The sequence below is a fragment of the Shewanella decolorationis S12 genome, assembly GCF_000485795.1.
Taxonomy (GTDB): Bacteria; Pseudomonadota; Gammaproteobacteria; order Enterobacterales; family Shewanellaceae; genus Shewanella; species Shewanella decolorationis.
The window spans coordinates 1-10,000 of record NZ_AXZL01000039.1 but is presented as its reverse complement, the minus strand read 5'-3'; the positions used below and the strand labels follow the sequence as shown (position 1 = coordinate 10,000).

The following is a 10,000-nucleotide window of genomic DNA, read 5'->3' as shown; positions in this document are numbered from 1 at the left end:
GTTCGAAATGCAATTCCCAGGTTGAGCCCGGGGCTTTCACATCTCGCTTAACAAACCGCCTGCGCACGCTTTACGCCCAGTAATTCCGATTAACGCTTGGACCCTCCGTATTACCGCGGCTGCTGGCACGGAGTTAGCCGGTCCTTCTTCTGTAGGTAACGTCACAGCTGCAAGGTATTAACTTACAACCTTTCCTCCCTACTGAAAGTGCTTTACAACCCGAAGGCCTTCTTCACACACGCGGCATGGCTGCATCAGGGTTTCCCCCATTGTGCAATATTCCCCACTGCTGCCTCCCGTAGGAGTCTGGGCCGTGTCTCAGTCCCAGTGTGGCTGATCATCCTCTCAGAACAGCTAGGGATCGTCGCCTTGGTGAGCCATTACCTCACCAACTAGCTAATCCCACCTAGGTTCATCCAATCGCGGAAGGCCAAAAGGTCCCCTCCTTTCCCCCGTAGGGCGTATGCGGTATTAGCAGTCGTTTCCAACTGTTATCCCCCTCGACTGGGCAGATCCCTAGGCATTACTCACCCGTCCGCCGCTCGCCACCTCATGAGTAAACTCACTTGTGCTGCCGCTCGACTTGCATGTGTTAGGCCTGCCGCCAGCGTTCAATCTGAGCCATGATCAAACTCTTCAATTAAAAGTTTTTTTGTTTCCGAAGAAACGACTCAATGAATTCTGAATCGACTTAACTTAATAAGTCGTTGTACATATTGCTATGAACACTCATTCATTGATTTAATTCTTTGATTACTCGCCAAACGGCAGAGTAATTTCGATTAACTCAACACCTGTGAGTGTCCACACAGATTTCTTGTTTAGATTGTTAAAGAGCATTTGACCTTCAGCTTTCGCGTTACCGCTCAGCGGGTCAGGGCTGCGTATTCTACGCATTTCCCATTTGGCGTCAAGGCGTTTTTGCAAACTTCTTGCTGCTTTCGAATCAAGTGCACATTTTGCATTCGATTCGCACTGTAACCGCATTCGCTTTCGCTGTCTGCCGTGTCAGTGGATGCGCATTATAGGCAGCAGAACTTTTTGTGCAAGGGCTTTTTAAAAGAAAAAAGATCGCATGGCGATCTTTTCTACAATGGCGTTCTATTTACGCGCAATCTGCTGCTTAATTCAGCTTTTTCGCGCCTTTATCGATAAAACCTTGGATCAACGATACGGCTTTTGCATCATCCCAATCGACAAATGATCGCACAAACGCGATCAATTGGCCGTTTTGATCGAGAATAAAGGTCGCGGGGATAGTATCTAATGGAAACACCTGCCCGAGGTTTTGTTCTGGATCGTAGTAGGAATTAAAGTTCGCCATTCCTAATGAGGTTAAAAATGGCTGAACCTGCTGTTTGCCATCCGCATCGATAGAGATAGGTAATAGTGCAAACTCTTCCGCTTTAAACTTTGTCGCCAAGCGTTCAATCGCAGGTAACTCTCTGACACAGGGAGGACACCAAGTCGCCCACATGTTTACCATCACGACTTTGCCTTTGTATTGGCTGAAATCGAGCGCCTTGCCATCGACATCACTAAAGGCAACGGGCTCGATGGGATAAGTCTTGGGTAGAACGTTAATCAGATCGACTGTCGACTCTATCGGCTTATTTGCCTGCTGCATGCCGGGGTACGCTTGGACACCACCAGCAAAGGCAACAGACAGACTCGCAAGGATTGCAGCTAAGGCAAATGACTTCATTTATTATCACGCTTTAATAAAGCATCGAGCGCTTTTTGATCTTCGGCACTGATCTCAGGCTCGGTCGCGCCACCGATGCGTTGTTTGCGGATAAAGATGAAACCAATGATAAGACCGAGCAGCAGCAAACCCACTGGGCCTAACCAAAGAATATAGGTCTTGGTTTCCATTTTAGGTTTGTAGAGAACGAACTCACCATAGCGGCTCGTCATAAACTCGATGATCTCATCATCGCCCTTGCCTTCATCAACCATCTTGTAGACTTCGAGACGCAGATCTCGGGCAACGGGAGAGTTAGAGTCGATCAGGTTTTGGTTTTGACATTGCGGGCAACGCAGTTCATGGGCCAGCGATAAACCACGTTTTTGGTTTTCTGGCGATTTAAACTCGTAGGTGTCGACGGGTGTCGCCATGGCCGTTGTTGCCATACTCAGCAACAACACTAAACCACCGATGATTTTTGTCAGAGTTTTCACGCTGCACCATCCTTCGCCGCTTCAGCTTGTAGTTGCTGGATCATGGGGTACAGAGTTTCGCTCCATACGCGCTGGTCGATTGGACCCGCGTAACGGTAACGAATAATGCCTTTATGATCGACAATAAAGCTTTCTGGTGCACCATAAACCCCTAGGTCTAAGCCTAAACGACCATCCTTATCAAAGATATTGATATTATAAGGGTCACCCTGACGCTTTAATTCTTCCAGTGCGGGAATACGCTCATCGCGATAGTTAATCCCGTAGATAGGCAGAATATTCTGCCGTTTCAGCATCACTAGATAAGGATGCTCGTACTTACAGGATGGACACCAAGTGGCCCATACATTGAGTAATGAAACTTTACCTTTGAGTTGCTCATTGGTAATCATCTCGCTTGGTGTTTCGAGACGTTCCAGTTGGAAAGCCGGGATCGGCTTTCCTTCCAGAGCTGAATCCAGTTTCTGTGGATTTAAAAACAATCCTTTGTATAAAAATACCCCCATGCCAAGAAAGATGACTAATGGGATAAACAGAACCAACTTCTTCATATATTCCCCAACTATTGCGCGGTAGCTAATTTCGCTTTTTCAGCTTGTGGCTTAACCGTAGCCGCCACTTTTGAGCGATAGCGTTTATCCGATGCGGCAAAGAAACCACCGACCATCATGAATATTGCTCCAAACCATAACCAACGAACAAATGGCTTGTAGTTCAAACGCACAGCAAACTCAGTGCTGCTGATTGGGTCGCCCATGGTGACATATAAGTCACGGAACAGACCCCAATCGATACCCGCTTCGGTCATGTCCATAGTACGCACATTGTATTGGCGACGATCAGGCTTGAGTAAGGTCAGCAGTTTATCGCCTTTGTAGATCTCAATTTGACCTTGTTGCGCGGTGTAGTTAGGACCGACGACGTTCTTAGTCTCGAGATACTTAAAGGTATAACCCGCAAGCTCCTGACTCACGCCTGGGCCCATACGCACACTCTTCTCAACCGAGTAGTTCGATACCATAGTGGCACCAATCACCGACACGGCAATACCTAAGTGGGCTAAGATCATCCCTAGTTCGCTGCGGCCCATACGTGCCACGCTCACTTCGCCTTCTTTTGGCTTAACAATGTTATACGCGGCTCTTGCCGTCGCTAACACAATCCAAGACGCAGCGGCGATACCACAGGCAACCCAAGCGTTGAACGCACCATCCACAATAAACGGTGTCACGATACCAATCGCTGCTGAGACTAATGCTGGCACCAGTAATTGACGCTTGAGCTCACCGGCTTTGGATTTCTTCCAACGGATTATTGGACCGACACCCATAAAGCCAAACAGTACGAGGACGATAGGCACAAACACAGCGTTGAAGTATGGAGGTCCAACAGAAATCTTACCCATGCCTAAGGCATCGATCAGCAGTGGATATAGAGTTCCTAACAACACAGTACCCGCTGCAACCGTGAGTAACACGTTACAGACTAACAGCATGGTTTCTTTTGATTTCAGCTCGAAACGTGCAGGGCTGCTCATTTCACTGGCGCGGAAGGCGAACAGCGTGAGTGAACCACCAATCGCTAGACCCAGTAGTAACAGAATGAACATACCGCGGCTTGGATCGGCTGCAAACGAGTGTACTGAAGTCAATACACCAGAACGCACGATAAAGGTGCCGAGTAAGCTTAAAGAGAACGCGAAGATAGACAGTAATACGGTCCAGTTACGGAACGCACCACGTTTTTCGGTCACGATCAGTGAATGCACTAATGCTGTACCGACTAACCAAGGCATAAAGGAAGCGTTTTCTACGGGATCCCAGAACCACCAGCCACCCCAGCCTAATTCGTAGTATGCCCACCAAGAACCTAATGCAATACCGCCTGTGAGGAAAATCCAAGCGGCTAAGGTCCAAGGACGTGACCAACGTGCCCAAGCAGAGTCAAGGTGACCACTCATGAGAGCGGCAATCGCAAACGCGAAGCTTACCGAGAAGCCCACATAACCTAAGTACAACATAGGTGGATGGAAGATTAAGCCCACGTCCTGCAGCATTGGGTTTAAGTCACGACCTTCGGCTGGCATTGGGAATAGGCGTTCAAATGGGCTAGAGGTGAGTAGCATAAATAAGCTGAAGCCAATCACGATCAGCGCCAGTACCGCTAAAACCCTAGCGGTGAACACTTCTTCTAAGCCTTTACTGAATAAGGCAACCGAAGCCGCCCAGGTCGATAGCGCAAACACCCAGAACAGCAGTGACCCTTCATGACCGCCCCATACGGCCGCAATCTTAAAGAAGATAGGTAACTGGGAGTTCGAGTGATGTGCCACATAGGCAACGGAGAAGTCATCAACGGCGAAGCTGTAACCAAGAGATACTACGGATAAAGCGATAAAAAAGAACATTCCGTAGGTTAACGGCCAAGCATACCTCACTAGATATTGGTCTTTACGGGCAACACCTATAAGGGGAACGCTGACTAATAAGAAGGCGAATGCCACTCCTATAATCAGCGAAAAGTGTCCAAGTTCTGGGATCATGGGTTTTCCTCAGTCTCTAATAATATGTTGATTTAGAAAGACTCTAGACCAACGCACAACATGCTGTTCACACAAATGCACGAAATTTTGTTCATTTTAGTATTTGCTATTGTTCCTGTCTGCCTCTTTCATACAAAACTGGGTGACTTGTCTCATTCTCGATTTTTGTCGAAATGGAGCCATCACAGGCCTACAGTTTTGCATGTGACAGATAAATGAGCCTTAAGTTTCATACAAAATTCACTCTATGGATCAATTTGTGAACCAGTGCCCAACTATCAGTTTTCACTGCAGTGAAGGTCTTATATTACTGTTCAATGAATAATCTTTACGTATAATCTTGCTTCCAAGCCGGCGGTCACAACCGCTTTTATGCAAACTAAAGTGAATATAGAAACAATGACGACATTTTGGATTTTTATTGCGCTTGTTGTGTTGGTCAGCTTAATGCTGATCTGGATCCCGCATTTCAGACAGCAAAAGTTATTACGCACTGAAGAGGCTGGCGTTCGTAAACAAACGAACCTTGAACTGTTCAATCAACGTCTTGCGACTCTCGAAAAAGAACTCAATGAAGAACTGCTTGACCAAGCCGAGTTTGATGCACTGAAGAAAGAGCTAGAAATCAGCCTGCTCCAAGACATCAAACAAGCGAGCGATGAATCACTCGTCAACCAGATCAAACCAAAAAGCATTTTATGGCCATCGGTCATGTCGGTCTGCTTGCTCGCCATTTCAGGTTATCTCTATCAACACTTAGGCGCCTTCGAAAATATTGACAACGCGCAACCTGCTAACCCACATGCAGGTATGGACGCGTCGCAAATCATGGCGCAGCGCGTACAGATGATGGAAGCACAAGTACAAGCCGAACCTGAAAACAGCCAAGCTTGGTTCAGCCTAGGTCACGCTTATATCTCTGCTAATCAGTTCGATAAAGCCGTTGCCGCCTTCGATAAAGTGATGGAATTAGTCGGTAAGCACGCTGAATTAATTGGTCCAAAAGCAACGGCTATGTACTATAAAGCGGGTCAGCAAATGACACCGCAAATTCAAGCCTTAATCGATGAATCTTTAGCATTAGATCCACAGGATCCATCGACCTTACTGCTCGTAGGTATGGATGCTTTCTTCACCGCTAACTATCAAAAAGCCATTGATTCATGGCAAACCATTCTCAATAGCGACCGTACCGATGTCGACCGTGCCGCGCTGATGAATGCCATTGAAACAGCCAATCTGCGTATGCAAGGCGAAACCGCTGGCATGCCAAACGATGATGTCCACAAGCAGGCAAAAGTTGCGACTAAGTCTGTGAGCATTGCGATTTCAATTTCACCCGAACTGGCCGCACAAGCTGGCCCAGATGACACTATCTTCGTCTTCGCCCGCGCAACTGAAGGTCCTAAAGTGCCATTAGCGGCAACTAAGGTGAGCGCAAAATCTTTACCTGTAACAGTAACTCTCGATGACAGCACGGGTATGGGCGGCGATGTGAAACTGAGCCAAACTGCGAGTGTTGAAGTGATTGCGGTTCTGTCTAAGCATGGCAATATCAAACCTCAAGCAGGTGATATTCAAGGCAAGGTCAGCAAAGTGAATGTGGGTGACACTGCAAGCTTAGTGTTAGATACCCAAGTGCAATAAGTTGTCCGCACCTAGCGCTAAGTTTCGGCTTAGCGCAGACATAAAAAAACCGGCTGATGCCGGTTTTTTTAACACTGCAAAAATTACTGAGCTTTAGACATAAACTCGATAGCTGCTTTGTAATCTTCGTCAGTACAATCAGTACACATACCACCTGGTGGCATTGCGTTTAAGCCAGTTTTTACACTGTGTAACAGAGTGTCCATACCTTTTGCTAAGCGTGGTTCCCACTCAGCAGCGTTGTGAGCCTTTGGAGCACCAGCAACACCCATGCTGTGGCATACGGTACATGCCTTGTTGAAAATAGCTTCAGCATCTTGAGCTGAAACGTTGACTGACATAGTCAAAGCAGCGACTGCAGTCATTGCTAACAGTTTTTTCATGTTCAATGTTCCTAATGCAAATACGTACAAAGCTCTCGCTGCCCTTTAAGGCAGACTCATTATAGCGGACTAAGATTACTACAAACTTCAATAAATCTCATCTTTTTGTGATTAGAATCTCAGCACAAATGATATAAGGCGACAAGCGTGACAAATTCGTTAATATATTAGCAAGTATTAAAAAAGTTCGATTAGTTCGAGAAATATTGCGGTTATTGGAACCACATCAAATTGCTGACATCTAGTATTAAGCAAGTGTAAACCCCGCAATATCGTTTGTGTTAGAATCACTTGTGTTTCCTTCCGGCTTGAGATAGAGGGTTCAGTGACAAATATAACTTCAGTAAACACACTGGTATCGGCGAGCAAGCTGACATGTATCCGCGAAGAACGCATCCTATTTGATGAATTAAGTTTTGATATTAATGCTGGCGATATCGTCCAGATCGAAGGCCCAAATGGCGCCGGCAAAACCAGTTTATTACGTATTTTGGCAGGCTTATCTCGTCCTTACGCTGGACAAACTTTTTATCTCAATGAAGATATCAACCGTTGCCGCGACGAATATAACGAAGATCTATTGTATTTAGGCCATCTTGCCGGGGTGAAATCCGAATTAACCGCTGAAGAAAACCTTAACTTCAATTTAAGAATCAGTGGCTATGATGATTTCGATACTTCCGCCATTCTCGCTAAAGTGAATTTAACGGGGTTTGAGGAAGCACTCGCAGGGCATTTATCCGCTGGTCAACACCGCCGTACAGCATTAGCCAGACTCTGGCACAATGATTGTAAAGTGTGGATCCTCGATGAGCCTTTTACCGCAATCGATAAAAGAGGTGTCGAAGAGCTTGAACAGTTATTCATTCAACATGCGGATAATGGTGGCTGTGTGATCCTCACCACTCACCAAGATATGGGCATTATCAAAGATGATAGGCTTCGTAAAATTCGTCTAGATTATCGCTTCGTATAAGGTTTGGCATAATGAAAAGAGGCATCAGCTTTACTACAGCGTTTTTCACCTTACTACAACGGGATCTAAAAATCGCCATTCGTCACCGCGGCGATATCTTTAATCCCTTGTTATTCTTCATCATGGTCGTCACCTTATTCCCTCTCGGTATAGGCCCTGAACCACAAATGCTAGCCCGTATTGCCCCAGGGATTATTTGGGTTGCGGCATTACTCGCATCTATGCTTTCACTCGAGCGCCTATTTAAAGCCGACTTTAGCGATGGCAGCTTAGAGCAAATGCTACTCAGCCCACAGCCACTATCGGTTTTAGTGTTAGCCAAAGTATTAGCCCACTGGCTACTGACTGGCGTGCCACTCATTATTATCGCGCCACTGCTGGCGGTGCTGCTCAATTTAGACACCAACAGTTATGGTGCACTGATTGCAACACTTACACTAGGCACACCAGTTTTATCTCTCTTGGGCGCAATTGGTGTGGCCCTAACTGTGGGTCTGCGTAAAGGCGGCGTGTTGCTGAGTCTGCTTATTTTACCACTTTATATTCCTGTGCTGATTTTCGCGACCAGCGCCATTGATGCTGCAGGAATGAATTTACCCTATGATGGTCAGCTCGCTATAATTGGCGCCATGTTGATCGGTTCGTTAACCTTAGCACCCTTTGCAATTGGTGCATCTCTGCGAGTGAGTACTAACTAAAATGTGGAAATGGTTACACCCTTACGCGGATCCTGAACGCGCTTACAAATTATCAGGAACATTATTTCCATGGTTTGCCACCTTGGCCTGTCTTTTTATTACCATCGGCACTGTATGGGGATTATTATTTGCCCCAACAGATTACCAACAGGGTGATAGCTACCGAATTATCTTTATCCATGTGCCTGCAGCCTCGATGTCAATGGCTGCCTACATGGGCATGGCGACAGCCGCATTTATTGGCCTAGTATGGCAAATTAAACTGGCAGATTGGGCTGCGGCATCCATTGCACCTATTGGCGCCGTGATTACCTTTATTGCCCTCTTTACTGGTGCGGCTTGGGGCAAGCCAATGTGGGGAACCTGGTGGGTATGGGATGCGCGTCTAACGTCTGAATTAGTACTACTCTTCCTTTATTTAGGTGTGATCTCGCTCTATGCCTCCTTTGAAGACAAAGTGCTGGCAGCACGTGCAGCGGGGATCTTAGCGATCGTCGGCGTGATCAACATTCCGATCATCAAATACTCCGTTGAATGGTGGAGCTCTCTGCATCAACCATCAACCATTAAAATTACCTCTAAATCGACTATGTCGAGTGAAATGTTATACCCACTTTTAATCAATATTTTAGGTTTCGGCCTTATGATAGGGGCTATCACTATTGTGAGATTTAGAGCAGAAATCTTAGCAAGAAATGGCATGCGCCCTTGGGTACGTGAACTTGCTAAAGCTGAGGAGGTCAAATAATGCAATTCGATTCTATCAGTGATTTTTTCAACATGGGTGGCTATGCCTTTTATGTATGGCTTGCCTATGGCGTGACCTTCTTCTGTTTGTCGACGCTAATCATCACAAGCGCGCGCCAAAAGCGTAAAGTGCTTATTGAAATTGCGAAGAAAATGGACCGCGAAGAACGCCTTAAAGAGACTAGGAGTACCAAATCGTGAACCCAAGACGTAAAAAGAGACTGACGTTAGCAGTAGCATTAATCGGTGGTGTAGCCGCGATTGCTTCGCTTCTGTTGTATGCGCTGAACTCCAACTTAAACTTATTCTATACACCGTCTGAAATTGTGCACGGCAAAGCCGATACTGGCGTTAAACCCGAAGCGGGCCAACGAATTCGCGTAGGCGGCATGGTAACAGTTGGTTCTATGGTGCGCGATCCAAACAGCCTGCACGTACAGTTTGCCGTGCATGACTCATTAGGTGGCGAAATTCTCGTTACCTATGACGATCTGCTGCCGGATCTGTTCCGTGAAGGCCAAGGTATCGTAGCACAAGGCGTATTAGGTGAGGACGGTAAATTGGCTGCAACCGAAGTACTGGCTAAGCATGATGAAAACTACATGCCACCAGAAGTTGCCGAAGCCATGGGGCAAAAGCATGAGAAGTTAGATTACAGCCAGCAAAAATCAGCTGCTCAATAATCAAGAGTTCGGCAAAGCATATTAATAGTTATAGGCCTCCATTCGGAGGCCTTTTTATTTTTAGCCCAAAACCACCTACTTCAGTAGGTGGTTATCATCATTTGAGGCTTTGCCTGTATACCTACCCATGTTAAATGCATCTT

12 protein-coding genes and 1 rRNA gene (1 of these 13 cut by a window edge) are annotated in these 10,000 nt (G+C 46.4%); 6 read left to right on the top strand and 7 right to left on the bottom strand.

Annotation, left to right across the window (positions count from 1 at the left end):
• The 6 genes from SHD_RS02010 to SHD_RS01985 form a co-directional block, all read right to left on the bottom strand.
• A 16S ribosomal RNA gene (locus SHD_RS02010) occupies nt 1-643 on the bottom strand (it extends 900 nt beyond the left edge of the window).
• 110 nt (nt 644-753) lie between these two features.
• Entirely contained in the window at nt 754-927 is a 174-nt protein-coding gene (locus SHD_RS21995) for a hypothetical protein (protein WP_167330616.1), read from the bottom strand.
• Between the two features lie 196 nt (nt 928-1,123).
• Entirely contained in the window at nt 1,124-1,705 is a 582-nt protein-coding gene (locus tag SHD_RS02000; RefSeq protein ID WP_023265619.1) for a TlpA disulfide reductase family protein, read from the bottom strand.
• Nucleotides 1,702-2,181 carry a heme lyase NrfEFG subunit NrfF gene (gene nrfF, locus SHD_RS01995; protein WP_023265618.1) on the bottom strand — a complete coding sequence of 160 codons (480 nt, stop codon included), beginning with the start codon at nt 2,179-2,181 and terminating at the stop codon, nt 1,702-1,704. The genes SHD_RS02000 and nrfF overlap by 4 nt, the downstream gene beginning before the upstream one ends.
• Nucleotides 2,178-2,732: a DsbE family thiol:disulfide interchange protein gene (locus SHD_RS01990; RefSeq protein ID WP_023265617.1), complete on the bottom strand. Its 555-nt coding sequence runs from the start codon at nt 2,730-2,732 to the stop codon at nt 2,178-2,180. Before SHD_RS01990 ends, nrfF begins: the two co-directional genes overlap by 4 nt.
• 11 nt (nt 2,733-2,743) lie before the next feature.
• The gene (locus tag SHD_RS01985) at nt 2,744-4,723 is read right to left on the bottom strand and encodes a heme lyase CcmF/NrfE family subunit (RefSeq protein ID WP_011715475.1); all 1,980 of its coding nucleotides are present in this window, start codon (nt 4,721-4,723) and stop codon (nt 2,744-2,746) included.
• 399 nt (nt 4,724-5,122) lie between these two features.
• Between SHD_RS01985 and ccmI the strand changes: the two genes are divergently transcribed.
• Nucleotides 5,123-6,370: a c-type cytochrome biogenesis protein CcmI gene (ccmI, locus tag SHD_RS01980; protein WP_039977171.1), complete on the top strand. Its 1,248-nt coding sequence runs from the start codon at nt 5,123-5,125 to the stop codon at nt 6,368-6,370.
• An 83-nt stretch (nt 6,371-6,453) separates the two neighbouring features.
• Here ccmI and SHD_RS01975 read toward each other — a convergent pair whose 3' ends face one another.
• Complete coding sequence (locus SHD_RS01975) at nt 6,454-6,753, bottom strand: c-type cytochrome (protein WP_011621040.1); 300 nt, start codon at nt 6,751-6,753, stop codon at nt 6,454-6,456.
• Between the two features lie 325 nt (nt 6,754-7,078).
• Between SHD_RS01975 and ccmA the strand changes: the two genes are divergently transcribed.
• The 5 genes from ccmA to ccmE are packed head-to-tail and all read left to right on the top strand — an operon-like array spanning nt 7,079 to nt 9,857.
• Complete coding sequence (ccmA, locus tag SHD_RS01970) at nt 7,079-7,729, top strand: cytochrome c biogenesis heme-transporting ATPase CcmA (RefSeq protein WP_023265615.1); 651 nt, start codon at nt 7,079-7,081, stop codon at nt 7,727-7,729.
• Between the two features lie 11 nt (nt 7,730-7,740).
• Nucleotides 7,741-8,427 carry a heme exporter protein CcmB gene (gene ccmB / locus SHD_RS01965; protein ID WP_023265614.1) on the top strand — a complete coding sequence of 229 codons (687 nt, stop codon included), beginning with the start codon at nt 7,741-7,743 and terminating at the stop codon, nt 8,425-8,427.
• A gap of 1 nt (nt 8,428) precedes the next feature.
• Complete coding sequence (locus SHD_RS01960) at nt 8,429-9,175, top strand: heme ABC transporter permease (RefSeq protein WP_023265613.1); 747 nt, start codon at nt 8,429-8,431, stop codon at nt 9,173-9,175.
• A complete protein-coding gene (gene ccmD, locus SHD_RS01955; RefSeq protein ID WP_023265612.1) occupies nt 9,175-9,375 on the top strand; it encodes a heme exporter protein CcmD in 201 nt (66 codons plus the stop codon). The genes SHD_RS01960 and ccmD overlap by 1 nt, the downstream gene beginning before the upstream one ends.
• Complete coding sequence (gene ccmE, locus SHD_RS01950; protein WP_023265611.1) at nt 9,372-9,857, top strand: cytochrome c maturation protein CcmE; 486 nt, start codon at nt 9,372-9,374, stop codon at nt 9,855-9,857. Before ccmD ends, ccmE begins: the two co-directional genes overlap by 4 nt.
• Nucleotides 9,858-10,000: the final 143 nt, after the last annotated feature.